This window comes from Streptomyces sp. NPDC005281 (assembly GCF_040607495.1).
Classification (GTDB): domain Bacteria; phylum Actinomycetota; class Actinomycetes; order Streptomycetales; family Streptomycetaceae; genus Streptomyces.
On sequence record NZ_JBEXGX010000013.1, the window covers coordinates 206,142 to 226,583 of the forward strand.

General features: G+C 73.1%; 10 protein-coding genes. 2 read left to right on the forward strand and 8 right to left on the reverse strand.

Annotation, left to right across the window (positions count from 1 at the left end):
• Window positions 1–24: 24 nt before the first annotated feature.
• Entirely contained in the window at window positions 25–1,536 is a 1,512-nt protein-coding gene (locus ABZV42_RS20185; RefSeq protein ID WP_356052986.1) for an IucA/IucC family siderophore biosynthesis protein, read from the reverse strand.
• Window positions 1,537–1,683: 147 nt separating this feature from the next.
• Here ABZV42_RS20185 and ABZV42_RS20190 point away from each other — a divergent pair, with 147 nt between their 5' ends.
• A complete protein-coding gene (locus ABZV42_RS20190; RefSeq protein ID WP_355979384.1) occupies window positions 1,684–3,159 on the forward strand; it encodes an IucA/IucC family protein in 1,476 nt (491 codons plus the stop codon).
• A gap of 43 nt (window positions 3,160–3,202) precedes the next feature.
• Here ABZV42_RS20190 and ABZV42_RS20195 read toward each other — a convergent pair whose 3' ends face one another.
• Window positions 3,203–4,687 carry an aldehyde dehydrogenase family protein gene (locus ABZV42_RS20195; RefSeq protein WP_355979012.1) on the reverse strand — a complete coding sequence of 495 codons (1,485 nt, stop codon included), beginning with the start codon at window positions 4,685–4,687 and terminating at the stop codon, window positions 3,203–3,205.
• A gap of 151 nt (window positions 4,688–4,838) precedes the next feature.
• On the opposite strand from ABZV42_RS20195, the gene ABZV42_RS20200 reads away from it, so the two are divergent.
• Window positions 4,839–5,600: an SDR family oxidoreductase gene (locus tag ABZV42_RS20200; protein ID WP_356052988.1), complete on the forward strand. Its 762-nt coding sequence runs from the start codon at window positions 4,839–4,841 to the stop codon at window positions 5,598–5,600.
• Between the two features lie 82 nt (window positions 5,601–5,682).
• Here ABZV42_RS20200 and ABZV42_RS20205 read toward each other — a convergent pair whose 3' ends face one another.
• The 6 genes from ABZV42_RS20205 to ABZV42_RS20230 form a co-directional block, all read right to left on the reverse strand.
• Entirely contained in the window at window positions 5,683–7,122 is a 1,440-nt protein-coding gene (locus ABZV42_RS20205) for a carotenoid oxygenase family protein (RefSeq protein ID WP_356052990.1), read from the reverse strand.
• Window positions 7,119–8,360 carry a cytochrome P450 gene (locus ABZV42_RS20210; RefSeq protein ID WP_355979006.1) on the reverse strand — a complete coding sequence of 414 codons (1,242 nt, stop codon included), beginning with the start codon at window positions 8,358–8,360 and terminating at the stop codon, window positions 7,119–7,121. The genes ABZV42_RS20205 and ABZV42_RS20210 overlap by 4 nt, the downstream gene beginning before the upstream one ends.
• Complete coding sequence (locus ABZV42_RS20215) at window positions 8,357–10,891, reverse strand: SDR family NAD(P)-dependent oxidoreductase (RefSeq protein WP_356052992.1); 2,535 nt, start codon at window positions 10,889–10,891, stop codon at window positions 8,357–8,359. Before ABZV42_RS20215 ends, ABZV42_RS20210 begins: the two co-directional genes overlap by 4 nt.
• Window positions 10,888–12,381, reverse strand: coding sequence for a cytochrome P450 (locus ABZV42_RS20220; protein WP_356052995.1), 1,494 nt, complete (start codon window positions 12,379–12,381; stop codon window positions 10,888–10,890). Before ABZV42_RS20220 ends, ABZV42_RS20215 begins: the two co-directional genes overlap by 4 nt.
• Complete coding sequence (locus tag ABZV42_RS20225; RefSeq protein WP_356052997.1) at window positions 12,378–18,824, reverse strand: SDR family oxidoreductase; 6,447 nt, start codon at window positions 18,822–18,824, stop codon at window positions 12,378–12,380. Before ABZV42_RS20225 ends, ABZV42_RS20220 begins: the two co-directional genes overlap by 4 nt.
• A gap of 74 nt (window positions 18,825–18,898) precedes the next feature.
• Window positions 18,899–20,317, reverse strand: a complete 1,419-nt coding sequence (locus ABZV42_RS20230; protein WP_356053000.1) for an acyltransferase domain-containing protein — start codon at window positions 20,315–20,317, stop codon at window positions 18,899–18,901.
• Window positions 20,318–20,442 lie beyond the last annotated feature (125 nt).

Here is a 20,442-nt window from a genome sequence, read left to right on the forward strand (position 1 = left end):
CGTAAAAACGAGCGGTGTCCCGCGTCATGGCGATGGGGGTCCGTCGAGCGGCTGAGGGAGCCGTGTCCACAGGTCACCGGGGGTGCCGGGGGAAAGCCGCATCAATGTCAGCGCTTTGGCGGGGATCGGCTCGCCGAGGAGCGCGGGGAGGTCCGCGGTGCGCGGGAGCTCGCGCTCGACGCTCGCGAGCGCCTCGCGCAGGACGGCCGTCGAGCCCGCCGTCGAGCCCAGCGCCCCGCCGACGAGGGAACCGAAGAGCTTGCGGCGCAGCGCGGTCTCGTCGTCGGTCACGATGCGCCCGGACAACTCCGGTACCGGGACGCCGTGGCGGGCCAGCCGGGCCGGGCTCACCCGGATGTCGGCGAGATCGCGGTAGACGAGCCGGACCGGGGAATCCGCGCGGTCGAGGATCACGAGCAGGTTCTGGCCGTGCGCCTCCAGGGCCACCCCGAGCTCCAGCAGCCGCAGCCCCACGGTGAGGGCGAGGCGGGTGAACTCGGCCAGCCAGGAGGCCTTTTCGGGCAGGCCGGTCAGCGGGAGGGCGGCCACCGGGACACACCGCTCGCCCTCACCCGCGTAGCCGTCCGGCGACTCCCGCACCACCGCCGCGAGATCGGGGGAACCGGCGGTGGCCGCGCCGAGGGTGCGGGTGATGTGCAGAGGCGCGTCCAGGCGGGCCGTCAGCTCCTCCATGAACGCCGACACCGTGTCCGCCGTCCGCACCGAGTACACCGAGATGTCCCGCACCGACGAGGTCAGCCGGGCGCTGAGCGCCGTCTTCACATGCGGGCCGTCCGGGACCGCCAGCGTGCGCAGGGACATCAACGGGCGTGCCGCGAAGCCCTCCTGGACCGGCGCGTCCAGCACATGGGCGGCCTGCCAGGGGTGCACCGGGATCAGCACGCGGTCGCCGTCCCGCAGCCATTTCGGCCACTCGCCCGTGACGAGGGCGTCGTCCACCGCGACCAGGCCGAGCCGCACGGACGTCCGGTGCTCGGGCCCGTACGCGAGCTGCTCGGCCACCGAGAAACCGGGCCGGGCGCGGCAGTTGGGGTGGTACGGATGCCCGTCGACGATCCGCTGCTCCCACGCCCAGCTCTCCGCGGACGTTCCGGGAGCACCGGCGGACGTCCGGTCCGCCCGCGACAGGGCCAAGGAGGCGACGCTGTCCGCGAGTTCGGCCGAGAAGGCACCTCCGTGCGGCACGCCGAGCGCGTCGACGAGCGCCTCCGGCCGGTCGTACACCCGCCCGTCGAGCCGCACGTCGGTGACGTAGGCGGAGGTGGAGTACGGGTCGGGGAGCGGTCCGCGCAGCGGGCGGCCGTCCGTGAGGCGGAGCGTCAGGCCCTCGCCGTCCGTGTCACGCCGGGCGATCCACGGCAGCGGCTCGTACGCCAGCGCCCGCCACAGCCGGGTCAGCACGGCGGCCCGGGCACCGGGCAGAGCCTGCGCGTACGGCGCCGACAGCCCGGGGCGTACGACACTCAGCTCCTCGGCGAACGCGGCCTCGGTGTCGGGCGTGGAGGGACGGGGCACGGGCGGGCTCCTTGCGTACGGGGACTGCGTCGTGATCGTCCGCCGCGGCGGACATACTGATCACCAGTGCACCGTATGAATCGACTGGACCGGAAGGATCGCGTGGACTTCAAGCCGACCGTGTTCCCCCAGTTCACCGCGGGCGACATGGACGAGGCCGCCGACGCGTACGCCGCCGCGCCGTTGCTCAATTGTCTCCTTCGCGAGCTGGCGGAGCCCACCGGGCGGCCGGGTGTCCACCGGCTGCGCGCGAGCGGCCGGGCGCTGCGCACGCGCGGGACGCGGCGCCCCTTCGCGCCCGAGGTGTACACCGACGGCGCCTGGCACCGGCTCACCCATCCGGAGCTGGTCGCACTGACCGCGGGCGAACTGCGCCTGTTCACCGGCGTGGACAACACCGTCCTGCCCGCGGAGATGACCGACAGCCGGGACGTCGTCGCCGCCCTCCTGCGCGCCCGCGCCCGTACGGCGCCCCCCGAGGACCCGTATCTGCGCTCCGAACAGTCCCTGATCATGGGGCACCCCTACCACCCGGCACCCAAGACCCGCGGCGGCGGCCCGGCCGCCGACTGGCTGCCGTACGCGCCCGAGGCCTTCACCCGCTTCCCACTGGAACTGCTCGCCGTGCGCGAGGACATGGTCGTCGAGGAGGGCGACACACGGGCGCTGGACACACTGGGCCGGGCCCCCGCCGGGTACCGGCTGCTGCCCGCCCACCCCTGGCAGCTGACCCTGACCGGCGGCGGCCCGGCGGTCCGGGACGCCTTCGCGGACGGCCGGCTCCTGCGCCTCGGACCCGCCCCCCGCCCCCTGTGGCCGACGGCCGCCGTGCGCACGCTCTACGCCCCCGAGGACGACCTGTTCCTCAAGTTCAGCCTCGACGTCCGCATCACCAACGACATCCGCCGGTTGTGGAAGCACGACCTGCTGAAGGCCCGGGCCACCGACGCGGCCACCACCGCCGCCTTCGCCGCGCAGGAGGGACCCGCGGCCTGGCTGAGCGACCGCGGCTACCGCACCGCCGACTTCGCCTTCGAGGAACTCGCCGTCCTGGTCCGCGACGGACTGCGCGGCCACCTCGTCCCCGGCGCCACGCCGCTGCTCGCCGCCGCCCTCGTGGAGGGCTTCGACGGCAGCCCGCTCGACCGGCTCACCGACCCCGCCGACTGGTGGGCCGCCTACCTCGGCCAGGTGGTGCCCCCGGTACTGGAGGCCTTCGCCCGCCACGGGGTCGTCGTCGAGGCCCACCTCCAGAACACCCTGGTGGCCGTGGACGCGGCCGGCATGCCGGTCCAGGCCCTGTTCCGGGACGCCGAAGGCGTGAAACTGCTGCCGGGGGTGACCCGGGCGGCCGGCTGGGAGCGGCTCGTCTACTGCCTGGTCGTCAACCACCTCTCCGAACTGGCCGCCCTCCTCGCCGAGCGGTTCCCCGGCGCGGACCCCTGGCCCGCCGTACGACGGGAACTCCACCTCCGCGGCGCGGACCTCGGCCTTCCCGAGGTCGCCGAGCTGCTCTCCTCTCCCTCCCTGCCCGGCAAGACCAATCTGCTGCTCCGCTGGACGGACGCGGACGGCGCTGCCGCCCGCTATGTGCCGCTGCCGAATCCGCTGGCCGGGACATGACGCCCGTCAGCCGGGGCCGGGGCCGGGGCTGAGGCCGGCCGGGTCAGGACAGGTCGGCGATGACCGTCTTGGTCTCGAGGTAGTTCTCCAGGACCGCGTGCCCCATCTCCCGGCCCCATCCGGACTGCTTGTAGCCGCCGAAGGGGAGGGCCGCGTCCAGGGCGTTCCAGGTGTTGACGAACACGGTGCCCGCCCGCATGGCGTCGGCCGTGCGGAAGGCCCTGCCGACGTCGCGGGTGAAGACGCCGGCGGCCAGACCGTACGGGTTGGCGCGCTCGACGGCCACGATGTCGTCGAGCCGGTCGAAGGGCAGGACCACCAGCACCGGGCCGAAGATCTCCTCGTCGACGATCCTCATGCCGGGCTCGGCGCCCGTGAAGATCGTGGGCGAAACGAAGTACCCCGTGTCCGGCAGGCGCTGCTCCCCGGTGTGCGGGACCGCCCCGTCGCGCACACCGGACTCGACGTAGCCCCGGACCCGGTCGAGCTGTTCCTTGGACACCAGCGGCCCGAGCTGGGTCGCGGGGTCGGCGCCCACGCCGACGACGAGCCGGTTCATCTCGGCGACCAGCCCGTCGACCACCTGGTCGAGAACCGGCCGCTGCACGTACAGCCGCGAGCCCGCCATGCAGGACTCGCCCTGGTTGAAGAAGACGGCTCCGGCCGAGGCCGCCACGGCGCGTCCGAGGTCGGCGTCCGCGTAGACGATGTTCGGGGACTTGCCGCCCAGTTCGAGCGTGAGCTTCTTGAGATTGCCCGCCGCGGCCCGGACGATCTCCTTGCCGACCTCCGTCGAACCGGTGAACGCGACCTTGTCGACGTCCGGGTGGGCCGCCAGCGCCGCCCCCGTCCGCCCGTCCCCGGTCACGATGTTCACCACGCCGTCCGGGAACCCGGCCTCCTGGATCAGCTCGCCGAGCCGCAGCGCGCTCAGCGGGGTCTGCTCGGCCGGCTTGAGGACGACGGTGCAGCCGGCCGCCAGCGCCGGGGCCAGTTTCCAGGCCGCCATCATCAGGGGGAAGTTCCACGGGATGATCTGGCCGACCACGCCGATGGGCTCACGCGTGGTGTAGGAGAGGAAGCTGCCGGGCGGCGCGGCCGAGAACGGGATCGTGTTCCCCTCGGTCTTCGTGCTCCACCCGGACATGTAGTGGAACAGATCGGCGGCCATCGGGATGTCCGCCAACGCCGCGTACGACACCGGCTTGCCACTGTCCCGCGACTCGGTCAGGGCGAGTTCCTCCGCGTGCTCAAGGACGAGGTCGCCGAGCCGGTGGATGAGCCGGCCCCGCTGCGACGGGGGCATCCGCCGCCACGCCGAGCCCGGTTCGAAGGCCGCGCGGGCGGCGCGGACGGCGAGGTCCACATCCGCGGCGCCGCCCATCGGCACGGTGGCCAGCACCCGCTCCGTCGCGGGGTCCACGGTCTCCAGGACGGCGCCGTCGAGCGCGTCCGCCCACACGCCGTCGACCAGCATCTTCCGCGGCGCCGTGGAAATTCCGGGCCCGTCGATCTCAGTCGTCGTCACTGACATTTCCCTACTCCATTCTCGGACTCAAAGAAAACGGTCGTCTTTCTTCCGGCGACGGGCATTGCTTGACAGGTCTCGCCGTCCGGATATTCCATATCCCTGCCCGTGATGCATTCGCATTCCGGGATTACGGACGTGAGGAGACCCGATGAGCACCATGTCCGAAAAACCCGTCGCCCTGGTCACCGGAGCCGGCCGCGGAATCGGCCGGGCCACAGCCCTGCTGCTCGCCGAGCGCGGCTATTCCGTCGTCGCCGTGGACCAGGACGAGTCCGCGGACAGCACGGCCCGTTCGACCGGTGGGGTCGGGGCCCGTTGTGACGTCCGCGACGCCGAGGGGCTCCGGTCCCTGGCGGCGGGCCTCGACCGGCTCGATCTGCTGGTCAACAACGCCGGGGTATGGACGTTCAGTTCGCTGGAGGAAATCGACATCGAGCATTTTCGCCGTGTCCTCGACGTCAATGTCCTCGGTACTCTGATCTGCACCCAGATTTTCGCTCCGATCATCGCGCGCACTGGCGGCGGGGCCATCGTGAACGTCACCTCTTTCCTCGCCGAGACCGCCCGCGCCCATTCCGGCGTCTATCCCGCGGCGAAGGCCGCGATCATCGCTCTCACCAAACAGGCCGCCGCCGAGTACGCCGACGCCGGAATCCGTGTCAACGCGGTCGGCCCCGGCCTCATCCGCACCGAGGGGGCCGCCGGCCTGTTCGGGCCGGACCCCGCCGAGCACGCCCGGCGCGGGGCGTACCTCCCGCTCGGCCGGCTCGGCGAGGCCGACGACATCGCCGGTGTCATCGCCTTCCTCGGCTCCGCCGAGGCCCGCTACGTCACGGGGCAGACGCTGTACGCGGACGGCGGCATCGGTGTCGGCGCCATGCGGTTCCTCCACCGGGCCTGGACGCCCTGACCCCGGCCCGGCCGGGCGGGAGCGCTCCTGCCCGGCCACCGGAGGGACCGGCGGGACCCGGGCCCGACGCGGCCTGTTCCGCTCAGCGCAGCAGATCCGGGAAGAACTGTCCGTGGAAGTCGTTCGGAATGTGGTGCGGCACCTCGGCCCGGCCCAGTTCCTCGAACGACGGCCCGTCGAGGACCAGCAGGAACGACGTTCCGCCGCAGGCGTCGAGCACGCCCGACAGCACCACGCCGTCGTCCTCGCGCGTGGCCCCCGGACGCGGCACGAACACCCCCTCGCCCGGGAAGCAGCCCTTCTCGTACCAGGCCCGGTGGGTGCCCGCGACCACGTCGACCTTCAGCAGCCGGTTCATCGCGCGCGGACTGCGCGGTGAGTGCCCGAGACCGTAGACATAGCGGTACGAACTTCCGTTGTGCCGACGGTAGTCGATACGCGGCATCTCCACGCCGGCGTCGGCGAGCGGCTCCCATCCGACCGAGCCGCCCCCGCGCGCCAGCGGCAGTGTGTAGCGCCGCAGCCCGTAACCGTAGGCCGCGAGGTCGAGCTGGTCCTCCGTGGGTTCGAGACCGAGCACTGTCTCGTACGGATGGTGTGTGGCCGCGATGTCGATCAGCAGGTCGCCGCCCGTCTCGAAGGCGTTGACATGGTGGAAGGCGAAGAACGCCTCGCTCTCGAAGACCGCGGTCAGCCGGCCCTCCCTCTTGTCCACCACGAGGAAGCGGGCGGGGCGCTCGGGCCGCCAGCTGAAGGTGTCCAGGAACGGGCTCCGGACCTGCCGGAACCGCTCGGTGTCGATGACGACCGGGAACTCCACGAGGACGACGTGGTTCTCGGTCGCGGCGAAGCTGTGCATGTAGCACGGCTCGTCGACCTCGATCGTGGCCAGCGGCCGCTGGACGAGCTCGCCGTCGGGGACGTAGAAGATCTGGTAGGCCGCCCGGTCGGCCATCGACGTGGTGTAGTTGATCAGCACCCGCCGGTCGAAGTCGGCGTGCGGGTGCGGTGTCGAGGTCTCGCCCCGGACGCCGCCCTCGAACGGGACCTCGCCCAGGGTCTCCAGCGTCAGCGGGTCGAACTCGTTGGCCAGGGGCTGCTCCGCGAAGGCGAAGTAACGCCCGCCCATCCGGGCCACGTTGACGTTGGTGTTGTCGGTGATGTTCGGCGAGTAGGCGGCGAAGTGCCGTCCGAAGAGCCGCTCGCAGGGATCGTGGCCGAACTGCTTCCCGTAGAGCCGGTCCTTGGTGGTGGCCAGCTCGTACGCCTTCGTGCGCAGGAACCTGTTGGCGTACTTCACCCGGCCGTCCGCGAAGGAGAACGCGTTCAGCATCGCCAGACCGTTGAACCAGTGCGTGAGCCGGTAGTCGCCGACCTCGAACTTCGCCGGCCCGTTGCGCAGCAGGGTGCCGCTCAGCCAGTCGGGGAGGGCACCCCTGACCGGCAGCCGGTCCAGCGACACCTCCCGGTCCAGGGTGGTGAAACCGGCGAAGTCCGGCAGCGGCGGCCTGGCGGTGCTCATCGCGTCTCCTTCGCGTCGAAGTTCATCGGCATGACATGAGGTCCGCGGAACGTGGCGGTGACCGCCCGGTGGACCCCGGACGGGTCGACCTTCGGTCCGGTCACCCGCTCCAGGAAGCACCGCACGGCGATCTCGTTCACGAGCTGCCCGAGCCGGCCGCCCAGGCAGTAGTGGGCCCCGTGGCCCAGCGCGAGGTTCGGGGTGCGCGGACGGTCCGGGTCCATCCGGTCGGGGTCGGCGAAGGCCGCGGGATCGCGGTGCGCCGCGCCGATCCAGACGAACACCTCCTGGCCCTCCTCGACCAGCCGGCCGCCGAGCTCCACCGGCTCGGTCGCGCGCCGCCTGGTCAGCTGCACGGAGCTGTCGTACCGCAGGAACTCGGGTGTGGCCGCGGGCACCCGGGAGGGGTCGGAGGCGAGAGCGGCGTACACCTCAGGCTGGTTCAGAAGGGCCAGCACGGTGTTCCCGATCTGATGGGCCGTCGTCGTCTGACCGGCCGTCAGCAGGAAGATGAGGTTGCCCAGCAGCTCCTCCTCGCTGCTGAACCCGCCGTCGTCCCAGGCGTCGGCCACGGTCTGCATCAGGTCGTCGGTGCGCCCGTCGCGGCGCCTGGCCAGCTGCGCGCGGAAGTAGTCCATGTACTTCCCGATCCCGGCCAGGTGGTACTCCGGGTGGTCCTTGCTGAGCGGCCCCTCGTCCACCAGGAGCCCCCAGCTGAGGATGAACCGCCAGACCGTGTCCCGGTCCTCGCGCGGGACGCCGAGCATCCGGCAGACCGTCTCGGACGGCAGCGCCATGGCGTAGTCCGCCATGAAGTCCATCTCCCCGCGGGGCAGCACGGCGTCCAGCAGGCGGTGCGCGGACCGCTCGATGTCCGCGCGCATCGCGTCCACGGAGCGCGCCAGGAAGGGCCGGGACAGGGCCCCGCGGATGCGCTGGTGGTCAGGTGCGTCGCTCACGAACACCTGGGTGTGCAGGGCGCGCAGCGGGGACGCGGTGCGCTCGGTGCCGCCCGCCGGGTCCCACTGGGGGCGGCGGGCGGAGAACCGCGGGTCGCGCAGCGCGGTGAGAGCGGAGTCGTAGCCGGTCACCATCCAGGCCCCGGCGTCGCCCATCCACGGGTCCCAGAGCACCGGGTCCGTCTCCCGGGCCCGCCGGTACAGCGGATACGGGTCTTCGATGAACTCGGGCCGGTACACATGGGACAGGGACACTTCGGGAGCGGTCGGCTGTGTCATGGCTTGTCTCCTCGGTAGGCGACGCCGGAAAGGCGGAGTGCGCGGTCCTCGGCGCCGGACACCGTCCAGCCGCCGGCGGCCGGGTCTCCCCGGGCGACGAGCGCCGAGCCAGGGGCCGGTAGGGGGATCCCGCCCCGTATCTCGATGCGCCCGATCGTGAGCGCGGCGCCCGGGGCGTGCTCCGCCGTGCGCCGGAAGACGTTCTCCAGGGAGGTCAGCGGGAGCAGGCTGACCGGCCAGCCGGGCAGCACCCACAGATCGCCGGCCGGTGTCTCCCGGATCTCGGCCGTGCACTCGCCCCGCGGTCCGGTGTGCCAGCGGGCGCGCCGCAGCACCAGTCCGGACCAGCGCAGCGGAGGTCCCGCCGGACCGGGGCGCGGCGGGCGGTCGGCGACCGCGGCGGCCTCGCGGAGGTCCGCCGCGTCACCGGCGTACGGCTCCCCGGTCCCGCCCACCTCGTGGTCCTCGGCCGCTCTGGTGCGCGGCTCCCGGGTCTCGCCCGCTTCGTCGGCGCCGACCGTTTCGGTGTACGGAGGGGCCGGGGTGTCCGCGCGGTGGTACACCAGGCGCAGGCGGGCGGCCTCACGGCCGGTGCCGGGGTGGTGGAACCGGACGTCGGCGGTCCAGCGGCCGTCGGCGTAGCCCGCGTCGACCGACCGCCGGAGGGCGATACGGCCGTTCCGCAGGCGGAGTTGGGAGAGGGACACGTACACGTCCCGCACGCATCGCAGGGTCAGCGGCGCATAGTCCCCCGGCTGCACCCAGGCGGCGCCCCGGACCGCGTTCTCCAGCAGCAGGGACACCGGCAGCGAGGGCTCCCCGCCCACCAGCACGTCGTTCAGGACGGGGGCGTGCGCGCGGTCCAGGGCGAACAGCGCGCTCTGCGCGGCATGCGGCACCTGGGTGCGCAGATCGCCCAGGTGGAACACGGCGGACAGCACGTCCCGGTGACCCGGCACTCCCGCGCTCACCCGGTACCCGCGGCTCTGGTGCGGGCCGAGCGCGCGGCCCAGCGGGCCGATGTACGTGACCTCGCCGCGGGTGCCGGCCATCAGCTCCCGCGTCCACAGGCCGAGCCCCTCCCGCACGTCGAGCGCCGCCATATATCGCAGCGTGGCCTCGAAGTTGGCGACCATGCCGAGCCGGTCCCAGGTGGGCCAGCACAGCGTCATGACGGGGAACGCGGCCCGCGGACCCGCCCAGAGGCCGAGCCGGGCCAGCCCGTCGTTCGCGGCGGCGTAGTCGAGCTGCCCGACCATGCCGCCCAGCCGTCCGGTGAGGGAACCGACGTTGCAGAAGAACTTCAGGGGCAGCTCGCGCACCGCGCGGAACAGGTTCACGAAGCCGTCGACCTTGGTGGCGACCGTGCTCAGGAATTCGTCGTCGCTCTTCTTGGGCAGCCGTGCGGGCGAGTCGACACCCGCGTTGTGCACCACGGCGGTGATCGCCGTCCCGTACCGGGCGACCAGGGCCGCGGTCTGGTCGGGGTCGGTGACGTCGCACACCGCGTAGGAGACGCGCAGCCCCGCCCGCCCGGCCCGGTCCAGATTCCGGACCAGCTCCCGGTCGCGCCGGGCGGCGTCGACGGCGGCGCGGACGGCCGCCAGCCCGCGGCCCTGTCGCCGCCCCGCCCACAGGCCGCGTTCATGGGCCCCGAACCGCTCGTCGTCGAGCGCCCGGGACGGGTCGTCCGGGCCGGGCAGCGGGCTGCGTCCGGTGACGACCACCCGGCAGCCGTGCCGGGCCGCCAGCGTGAGCGCGAGCCGCCAGCCGATGCCGCGTCCGCCGCCCGAGAGCAGCACCAGGTCCCCGGCGTCCAGGGACAGCGCCGACGGGCCGGCGTCCTCCGGGACCGCCTCCAGGGTGTGGCGGCGGCCCGCACGGTAGCCGACCTCGAACAGGCCCCACCGGTACAGCTCGTGGGTGATCCGGCGCGGCAGCTCCGCCAGGTCGGCGAAGTCGGTGTCCACCACCCGGGTGTTGCAGTTGGCGATCTCCCGGTGCACGGTCTTGGCCAGCCCGGCCCAGATGCCGCCGAGCGGCTGCACGGCCGTCGCGGCGTCGTCGGGGGCGTCGTAGCCCATGCCGCCGCCGAGGTAGGTGACGGCCACGTAGAACAGCCGGTGCGCGTCCGGTTCCCGGCGCCAGTGCGGATAGCAGGCCCGCAGCGCGGTCACCGAGCGCAGCAGCGCCCGGCGGTAGCCGTGGTGTTCTCCCGGTACGAAGGGTTCGGCGTGCCCCAGGTCCACCAGTCCGTCGGGCGCCTCGCCCGCGGCCGGCCAGCGGCCCGAGTCGTCCGCGTGGGCCTCGGCGCCCGCGGCCCGCAGAGCGGCGGCGACGGCGCGGGCCAGGCGGGGTGTGCCGCCGAGGACGAGCACCCTCGCTCCGCGCAGGGCCGGTGCCGGACTCGGTGGCGTACCGGCCGCGGTGACGGTCCGCCACCGGACTCGGCGGACCGGGGCCACAGCGGGCGCCTGCGCCGGTGCCGGGGGGCCGGCCACCGCGGGGGCGGGCCGGGCGACGGCGCTCATGCCGAGGGCGCCGTACGGTCACGGTCCGCCGGCCCGATGCGCAGGAGAACACCGGGCTGCGGACGCAGGGAGACCAGCGCCGTCGGGCTGACCGGGTGGCCCGGGACCAGTTCGAGGCGGTAGCGCTGCACCACCATGGCGACGGCGAGGCGCAGTTCCAGCAGGGCCAGATCCATGCCGATGCACTTGCGGGCGCCGCCGCCGAAGGGGAAGTAGTCGTAACGGTCACGCTGCCGGGGCGCGCCCTCCGTCTCCGCGTCCGCGTCCGTGCCACTCGCGGAACGGGGGCATGCGGAAAGGGAGTTCGCGGGGCGAGCCGTCTGGGCGGGGCAGAAACGCTCCGGGACGAACGCCTCGGGGTTGTCCCACACGGCCGGGTTGTGGTGGGCCGCGTACACCGGGACGAGCACCGTGCTGCCGGCCGGAACGTGGTAGCCGCCCACCTGGTCGTCGGCGATCGCGTCCCGAGGGAACAGCCAGATCGGCGGGTACAGGCGCAGTGACTCGTCGACGACCGCCCGCAGATACGGCAGGTCGTCCAGGTCCTCGGCGGTGGGCACCCGGCCGCCGAGCACCTCGGTCAGCTCGGCGTCGAGTGCGCGCCTGACGTCCTCGTGCCGGGCGATCGCGTACAGCGTCCAGGTGAGGGCGCAGCCCGTGGTCTCATGACCGGCGAGGAACAGCGTCTTGAGCTCGGCCCGTATCTGCCGCTGGGTGAACGGCTCGCCGGTCGCCCCGTGGGTCGCCTTCAGCAGCGCGGTCACCACGCTGTCGGGGCTGCCCTCGCCGCGCCGGTGGAGGTCGATGATCTCGTCCATGACGTCGTTGAGCGTCCGCTGGTGCCGCTTGAGGCTGCGCTGGTAGGAGGTGGGCACCCAGCGGGGCAGCAACTGCTCGACCTCGCCGGTGATGATCATGGCCTTCAGGGAGAAGCGGACCGCGGGCAGCAATCGGTCCGCGTACCTGCGCAGGTCCACGCCGAACAGCATGCGGCCCAGCACGCCCATCGCGAGCCGCATCATGTCGTCGGTGATGTCGACCGGCTCTCCCGAACGCGCGCTGGGCTCCCAGCTCGCCAGCAGTTCCTCCACCGTGCCGGTGATCACATCGGAGCGCGCACGCAGCCCGGCCCGGTGGAAGAAGGGCCGGCCGACCGCGCGACGGGTCCGCCACTCCGCGCCGTCCGTGGTGAGCATCCCCCGGCCGAAGAACAGGTTGAAGCCCCGGTAGAACCTGCCGCGCACATAGTTCCGCGCGTTGTCCTGGAGGATGTGCCTGACGGCCTCCGGCGCGGTCACCTGATGGACGAGGTAGGGGCCCATCTTCATCCGGGCCACGCCGCCGTACTCGCGCTGAAGCTCCGTCAGCAGACGCAGGGTGTCCTTCCTGAAGCTGCTGAGGGCGCCGAACAGCACACTGCCGACGGGGCCGGGCGCCTGCTCGGCCCGCCGCTCCTCGACCACGTCCCCGGTCGTCGCGCGCCGCTTCATCGGTTCGCCTTCCTCTTGGTCTCGGTGTCCACGGGCCCGGGAAGCGGTCGCTCGTCCGGGAGGTACAGGCGCCCGGAGACCGCGTCCAGACGGCCGACCACGGTGGCGGAGACGCCCTGCATCTGGGCGACGACCCGGCCCGCGGGGGTGACGGCGACGAACCGGTTGTCGGGCACGTCCCGCGTCAGGTCGAAGCCGGTGGGCGTGACGTAGAGGTGGAGCCGGCCGTAACGCCTGGTCAGTTCGATGTCGTTGGCCTCCTCGTACAGGTCCACCCGGCGGATGGACAGGGGGGCGGCGACGGGCACGAGGCGGCCTTGCTCCAGGTGCAGGACACCGGTGCGGGCCAGGCCGTCGAGCAGGATCGCGGGGGTGGTGAAACGGGAGAGCGCGGAGTCGTCGGCGGCGATGCCGGCCCGGTAGACGGAGCGCTTGCCCAGGGGGTGCAGCCGCGTCCGCGCGGTGGAGACGAAGGGGCCCGTCAGGGACACCGGTGACGCCGGGGCGTGGTACGGGTCGACGACCGGGACGTCGTCGGCCTCGTCCCAGTGCTCCCAGGCCGGGGCCTCGGGCAGTTCGCGGCGCAGCAGCACGCGCGCGGTGAAGTGCACCTTGTCCTTCACCAGCAGGACGCCGCCCGGGGCCCGTACGTCTCCGGTGACGGAGACCTCGACGACGGTGAGGTCGTCGGCGCGTTCCGTCACCCGGGCGGTGATCTTCTTGAGGGCGGGGGAGCGGGTGGTGCGAGGGACACGGAGGAAGTGCGCGAAGCGGAGGTCCTCGAAGGCGACGGGCCTGAGTCCCGGCGCCAGATGACGCGCCGCCTCCGCGGCGATCTCCACGACGAACGTGCCCGGCAGGGTCGGCACGCCGCGGACGGTGTGGTGGGCGAGGTAGTCGTCGGCGCTCAGGTCGAAGGCGCAGGCGAAGACCGCCGAGTCGGCGTCCGAGGACAGCGTCTCGCGCAGATAGAACGCGCCTTGCCCGTCCCCCTCCGGGTCCGCGCGGCGCGCGGTTCCGTCACGGGTGGCCGCTTCGGCCGCAGGGCGCGCCAGGTAGCCGGGGTAGAAGCCCTCGATCGTCTCCCGTTCCGCCGCGCCGATGTGCACCACCGACGCCGTACGGCGCTCGGCGTGGAGTTCCTGGAGGAAGTGGTGCACGCCCTCGCGGGCCGGCATGTGGCTGTAGGAGCCGGCGCGTTCGAAGTACGCCTTGGTCAGCTTGTCGGCTCCCATCCCCACGCCGTCCCAGAGCGTCCAGCCGACGGTGAACTCGTCGGCCCCGTGAGCGGCCGCGTCGACCGCGGCCGCCGCCAGGTAGTCGTTGCCCGCGGCGTAGTCGGGCTCGCCGCGCTGGCCGAAGTGGCCGAGCAGGGAGCCGAAGTTGCACCAGGTCGCCGGGGCCCGGCCGGCGAACGCGCGCTTGAGGTTGCGGTAGGCGAGGGACTTCAGATCACGGACGGCCTTGAACTCGGCGAAGTCCTTGTCCTTGATCAGGGCGGACCGGTTGCGGCCGGCCGCGTTGATGAGCAGGTCCACGGCAGGCTGCTCGGCCAGCACCCGGCCGACGGCCCGGCCCACCGCCTTCTCGTCCCGGACGTCGCACGTCAGATAGGTCACCCGGGCGGCGCCGCAGAACTCCTCCAGCCGCCGGATGGTGCGGCGGGCCGCGCGGGCGTCAAGCAGCCGGTCGAACGCGCGGTTGATCTCGGCGACCGTCCGGCCGCCGCCCGCCAGGTTCTCGCGGATGTACGACCGCCGGGTGGCGGCGAAGGTCTCGTCGTCCCCTTCGAAGACGGCCTCGGGATACCCGTCCAGCGGGTTGCTTCCCAGCAGGTAGATCCGTGGGCGGAAGTGCTCGGCCAGCGCCGTCACCACCTCCGCGGTGATGCCTCGGGCGCCGCCGACGGCGACCACCACGGAGTCGGGGCCGAGCCGGCTCGCGACCCTTCCCCGCCCGGCGGCGGGGAGGGCGGGCTCCTCCACGAGGACGGGCACGTGACGCCGGCCGTCCGCGTGGAGGACGACGGGGAAGACCCGTACGGCGCGTGACTCCCGCTCCGCCAGCAGCGCGCCCGCGCGCGGTCCTCGTTCGTCGGTGGCCAGGAGGAACGTCAGGGTGTCGGGCGACTCCAGGGCCGCGCACTTGACCAGCCCGGAGAACAGACCGGTGCAGGGGTGCGGGATCCGGTCCGTGACGGCTCCCAGCAGCAGGGTCACGAACGACGATCCCGCGGCCCCCAGGTCCGCGTGGGCGGTCTGAAGGACGAGGAACGCCGCGTCGTGCAGGGCGGTCAGGGAGGGGGCCAGGCCGTCCCGGGGGGCGTACGCACCGTCCGGGGACCCGGGCAGCGGCGCCGAGCGGGCCAGATCGGCGACGACCCGCAGATGCCGTACGGGCCCATGGTCGGCCAGCGCCGCCCGGACCGCGTCCGGGGTGACCTCGGGCAGATGGTGCCAGCCGGGCCGGGTCACGCTGACCGGCGCGGTGCACAGCACGGTCGCGTCGGCCGGCAGATGGCGCAGGGAGGCCCACAGGTCGGGCAGATCGGTGAGCACCACGACGCCGGGCGGCAGGAACGCGACCCGCTCGTGCGCCTCGGGCCCGGCCTCGGCTTCGGCAAGTATCGACACATGACGGACGGTCAGCAGGCGCTCGCCGGTGGCAGGTTGACCGGCCCCGGTGAACCGGGCGGGCAGGGGGAGCAGCGGGGCCGGCGAGGGGTCCGGGCCTGGTCGTGGACCGGGGGCCGTCGGTGGTGCGGGCTCCTGTGCGGGTGCGGGTGCCGGTGCCTGCGCGGGTGCGGGTGCGGGTGCGGGTGCCGGGGGGAGTGCGGCGGCCGGACGCAGGGCCGCCGGTGACACTTCGGTCGGGGGGCCGGCCGTGGCCAGGGCGAGGCGGACGGTGCTCCGAGCGGTCCGCCCGCGGCAGATGACGTCCACCGTGCCGGACGGGCCGAGCAGCCCCTGGAGAACGCCCAGCGCGCCCGCGGCGCCGAGGTAACGGGCGGTGGAGGCCGCGTCCGGACGCGCCGACAGAAGGTCGATGCGGCGACCGCCGGACGGTGTGTCGGAGGAGGGCGTTCCGTCGTACGTGGGGACGGCCGAGGGTGTCTCGCCGGTCGGTGTCCCGGTGGACGCGGTGCCGGAGGGTGTCCCGCCTGTCGGTGTCCCGCCGGTCGGAGTCCCCGGGGACGTGGTGCCGGCGGACGCGCTGTCGCCGGGCGGAACCGCGCCCACCGTCAGATCCGCCACGTGGCCGAGGACCGGCAGCCCCGCCGCGACGGCCTTGGCCTCGGTGGTGAGGGCGAACATGAACGCCCCCTCGGCGAGGCGCCCGTCCGCGACGCCGCCCTCCGGAAGCCCGGCCAGCAGTGCCGCGTACTCGGGAAGGCTGTTGCCGTTGATCCCGCCCGCCAGAGCCAGGTCGAGCTGTCCGGCCCGCAGATAGCGCGCGGCCGTCTCGATGGCGTTCAGACTCGAGGCGTACCCGGAGTCGAGGGTGATGTTCGGGCCCTTGAGGTCGAAGTAGTTGGCGACCCGGGCGGAGATGACGTTGGGCATCATGCCGGGGAACGAGTCCTCGTTGGACGCCGGTATCTCCCCCTGCACGAGCTCGCGCATCCCCGCCAGCAACCCCGGCAGTCCGGGCGAGGACGCCGCGGCCGGATCCCGGCCGAGGGCCTCCTCGACGTCGTCGAGGTAGCAGCGGTCGGCGAACAGCATGGCCGCCCTCGTGGGACCCATGTGGCCCACGAACACACCGGCCGCCCCGGTACTGGCGTCCCAGAATCCGGTGAGCCGGCCACGCAGGTCGTGGGCGCACTCCAGGATCATCAGCTGGCAGCGGTCGATGGTGCGTACCGTCGCCGGAGGCAGCCGGACCCGGTGCAGCGGCGGTGTCGGGTAGGCGGGGCCGAAGCTGTCGGCCGGCCCGGCGCCCCGTCCGCCGATCCACTCCACGACGCCCTCGCGGTCGAGGCCGGGGACATGCGCGGCCCATCCGACGACCACCACCCGGTCCTCGGCGCCGAAGGGCGCGGACCGCGTGGGACGGCTGTCGCGCGGACGCTGTCCGGAGGGCCGGCGCTTTCCCTCCCGGTGCTCCCTGACCAGCACATGCGCGTTCGTGCCGCCGAAGCCGAAGCCGGACACCGCGACCGTGCGGGTCCGGTCCGCCGACGAGGGCCAGGGGACGTTCCCGGCCGGGATCTCCAGCAGGCTGCCGTCCATGCCGAACGACTCGGGCGCCCGGGTGAACCGGAACTGCTTCGGGATCGTTTCGTGCTCCATCGCCAGCAGCGCCTCGATGACCGACACGACGCCCGCCGCCCAGCCGGTGTGCCCGATGAGCGACTTGTTGGACGTGACGTACGCCGGTTTCGTCCGGCCGAAGTGAGCGCGGAGCGTGGTGAACTCGGCCAGGTCTCCGGCCGGGGTGCCCGTGGCGTGGGCGATGATCCAGTCGACGTCGGCGGGTGAGCCGCCCCGCGAGAACGCGGCGCGGACCGCCAGGTCCTGACCGGCCGAGTTCGGTGCGTAGACCGCCTTGCCCCGGCCGTCGGAGGAGGCTCCGACGGATCCGAGCACACCGAGGATCCGGTCCCCGTCGCGCCGCGCGTCGCTGAGCCGTTTCATGACGACGACGCCCGCGCCGTCGGCGAAGATCACACCGTCCGCGTCGGCGTCGAGCGAGTGGACCGCGCCGCGCCGTGACAGGCCCTGAAGCTTGGAGAACAGCACGGTCCCGCGCGGGGCCAGGGCGAACGCGCCGCCGCAGACCGCGACGTCGTGCCTGCCGCTCAGCAGACCCTTGGCTCCGATGTCGATGGCGTAGAGCGACGACGAGCAGGCCGTGTCGATCATCTGTACCTCGGTGTCGTCCGGCAGGACGCCCGCCATCGCCAGCTGTCCCACCCGGTGCGGCAGGAACCGCTCCGGGGCGCGGGCGCCGCGCCGGTACCGCCGGGTCAGGGTGTCCCTGACCGTGTCCAGGAGGTGTTCGCGCTGCGGTGCGGTGAGGCCGAGCGAGCCCGCCGTCCGCCGGGCCCGGGCGTCCATGCCCGCGAGGACGCCCGCCTCCTCCAGGTGCTGGCTGCCGTCGGGGGTGTAGCCCACCAGGAACGAGTGACGGGCGGACGGGTCGCGCCGCACCCCCTCCAGTGCCTGCACCAGACTGTGCCGCAGCCAGGTGGTCGTCAGCTCGTGGTCCCCGCCGCCGGCCGGGTCCATCGTCTCGAGCGCTCCGGCGACCGGCTGGAAGTCGGTGATGAAGACGCAGGTGTCCTGGTACGACTTGTCGGGCGCCGAGAGGTCCGCGGAATGGAACGTCGAGCGCTCCCAGCGGTCCTCGGGAACGGGGACGAACAGTTCGGCCCCCTTGGTGCGCAACGACCAGAACTCCTCCGGGCTGTCGGCCCCGGCGACGGCCAGCCCCATACCGACGATGGCCACCGCGTCCTCGCCATCCTCCGAGTCCTCGGCACCTTCCTCGCCCACGTCCTTGCTCACGTCCACGACATCGCCCTCGTCCACGGCCGCGTGGTCGTCCGTGTGGTCCGCGGGCGTGCCGTGAGCGTCCCGAGCGGGTGGCCCGACTGCGCTCGGCTCAAGGGTGTTGTCGTCCGGGCCGTGTTCGCGGGCGGGAGCGGTTTCCTTTCCGCGCGGTGGCGACAGCAGTGCCGCCCCCAGGGAGAGGCCGCCGTCGGCCAGGATCGTCTGGCCGGTGATCCAGCGGGAGTCGTCGCCGGCCAGGAAGGCGACGAGGGCGGCCAGCTCCTCAGGCGTGCCGAGCCGGCCCAGCGGTGTGGCGTCCCGGATGACCTCCTGCATGGCCTCGGCGTCCGGGAACGCGTCCGCGACCTCGCTGACCAGCATGGCCGCGGACGCGGTGTTCACCCTGATGCCGAGAGGGGCGAACTCCACGGCCAGATAGCGGGTGAGCGTCTCCACGGCGGCCTTCGCCGGAGCGCAGGCCAGATAGTTCGCCATCACCAGCTGCGAGCTGCCGAGGGCCGACAGCTGGACGATCGAGCCGCCGCCCCGGCGTGCCATCAGCGGCGCCGCGGCCCGGGAACAGCGCAGACTGCCCTTGTAGTTGGTGTCGAGGGCCTTGTCGAGGTCGTTCTCGGTTATCCGGTCGAGCGGGAGCAGCGCGCCGTTCGCGGCACTGTTCACCAGGATGTCCAGGTGGCCGAAGCGCTCCTCGATCTCCGCGAACATCCGGTCGACCTGATCCTGCCGGGCCACGGAGGCCCTGATCAGATCCACCCGGGCGCCGAGCGTCACCAGTTCCTCGCGCGTGCGCAGGGCTTCCTCGTGCGAGTGGAAGTAGTTCACCAGGACGTGGGCGCCGCGCTCGGCGAGCGCCCTGGCCACGCTCCGGCCGATGTTCCTGGCACCGCCGGTGACCAGGGCGAGTCTGCCGTCGAGCTGCTGCTGCATCGCGAGATTGCTCCTTGTCGCGCGGTACGGGACCGGAGCGGGCGCTCGCCGCTGCTCCGGCCGGGGTGAGCCGCTCAGGCGGCGGCGCTGGACACGCCGCCGCTCACCAGGTGGGCGTGCAGCAGGTCGACCACCTTGCCGACGGTGTCGTGGTCGGAGAGACGGACGTCGCTCGGCGGCAGCCCGTAGCGGCCGGTCACCCGGGTCAGGAGCTCCACCTGCTTGACGGAGTCGATGCCGAGTTCGGCCTCCAGCAGGACCTCCTCGGTGAAGACCTCCTCGGGATACTCCAGCGCCTGCGCGTACAGCGCCCGGACGGTGGCGAAGAGCTCCTCCCGGTCCGGGGCCCCGGCCGGGGCGGGCGAGGGCGCGACGGGCGCCCCGGTCCGCGGGGGAGTCCCGTTCGGTGTCGGCATCCCGGTCTGCGCCGGCTCCACGGGCGAGGGGGACGGGGCAGCGGCAGTGGCAGGTGCAGGCTCCGCCGGGCCCGCGAGCGGGACGGCGGAGGCGGCCAGCCCCGCCTGGACGCGGGCGACGAGCCGCGTGCCGTAGGCGGCCCAGAACCGCTCGAAGGTGTCGGGCGCGGGGTCTTCGGCCAGGCCGGCGACGGCCCGCTCCACACCGAGCCGCCCGTCCGCCTCCAGCGTGAAGGTCGAGCGGATCGTGAGGTCGTCGGCCTCGGGCAGGACGCGCGCGACGCACCGGCCGAGGGCGCCGAGACCGCCCGCCTCTACGAACGTCGTGACACCCGCTTCGTAGAGACCGCGCACCGTTCCGCGGAAGTCGACCGGCCGGACCAGGTGTTCGGCGAGCAGCGCCGCCAGGTCGTCGTCCGCCCGGTAGGCGCGGCGCAGGATCGGCGAGTACACGTCCGTGTCCGGCGCCTGCCGGAGCAGGCCGCCGATCCGCGCGGCGAACGGCGCCCGCACCGGCTCCAGCGCCGGGTTGTGGAAGGCGAACGGCGAGGCCAGCAGGAGGCCGCCGGCGTTCAGTTCGCGGGCCACGCGCAGCGCGGCGCGGACGGAGGACTCGGGACCGCTGATCACCGTCTGCCGGTCGTGGTTCTCGGCCGCCACCACCACGGCCGGGTCGTCGAGGAGGTCGAGCAGCCGCCGGGTCCGCTGCCCGTCGAGCGTCAGGGCCGCCATCCGCCCCGTCGGCAGGTCCGCCTCCTCCAGGGTGCGCAGCCGCTCCGCCACGACGCGCGCGCCGTCCTCGACGGAGAACACGCCGGCGGCGACGAGCGCGGGTATTTCGCCCAGGCTGTGGCCCACCAGAATTCGCGGCCGCAGGCCGTTGTCGCGCAGAATGCGCCAGGCGGCCACAGCACTTGCGTAGACGGCCAGTTGGGAAACCCAGCCGGGCTGTTCCACCAGGTCGTCGGCGGTGAGCGGAACACCGTCGAAGAGCACGGCGGAGACCGCGTTGCCGAATCTTTCCCGTGCCACCGCGTCAACGGCCTTGAAAGTCGTACCGACTTGCTGATATTTCATTCTGGCGGCGTTGAGAGCCGCGCCGTCGAATCCGCCCTGTCCCGGAAAGAGAATCGCCGGTCCCTCTGCTGTCATCCCCGTTTTCACTCCACTCGATCGAACCGTGAAAGCTGTTGCGGAATACG

What these genes read in the sequence shown, in the direction of transcription:
- ABZV42_RS20190 (WP_355979384.1), top strand. Translation starts at nt 1,684, where the DNA reads ATGGACGAGGCCGCCGACGCGTACGCCGCCGCGCCGTTGCTCAATTGT.
- ABZV42_RS20200 (WP_356052988.1), top strand. Translation starts at nt 4,839, where the DNA reads ATGAGCACCATGTCCGAAAAACCCGTCGCCCTGGTCACCGGAGCCGGC.
- ABZV42_RS20205 (WP_356052990.1), bottom strand. Translation starts at nt 7,122, where the DNA reads ATGAGCACCGCCAGGCCGCCGCTGCCGGACTTCGCCGGTTTCACCACC.
- ABZV42_RS20210 (WP_355979006.1), bottom strand. Translation starts at nt 8,360, where the DNA reads ATGACACAGCCGACCGCTCCCGAAGTGTCCCTGTCCCATGTGTACCGG.
- ABZV42_RS20215 (WP_356052992.1), bottom strand. Translation starts at nt 10,891, where the DNA reads ATGAGCGCCGTCGCCCGGCCCGCCCCCGCGGTGGCCGGCCCCCCGGCA.
- ABZV42_RS20220 (WP_356052995.1), bottom strand. Translation starts at nt 12,381, where the DNA reads ATGAAGCGGCGCGCGACGACCGGGGACGTGGTCGAGGAGCGGCGGGCC.
- ABZV42_RS20225 (WP_356052997.1), bottom strand. Translation starts at nt 18,824, where the DNA reads ATGCAGCAGCAGCTCGACGGCAGACTCGCCCTGGTCACCGGCGGTGCC.
- ABZV42_RS20230 (WP_356053000.1), bottom strand. Translation starts at nt 20,317, where the DNA reads ATGAAATATCAGCAAGTCGGTACGACTTTCAAGGCCGTTGACGCGGTG.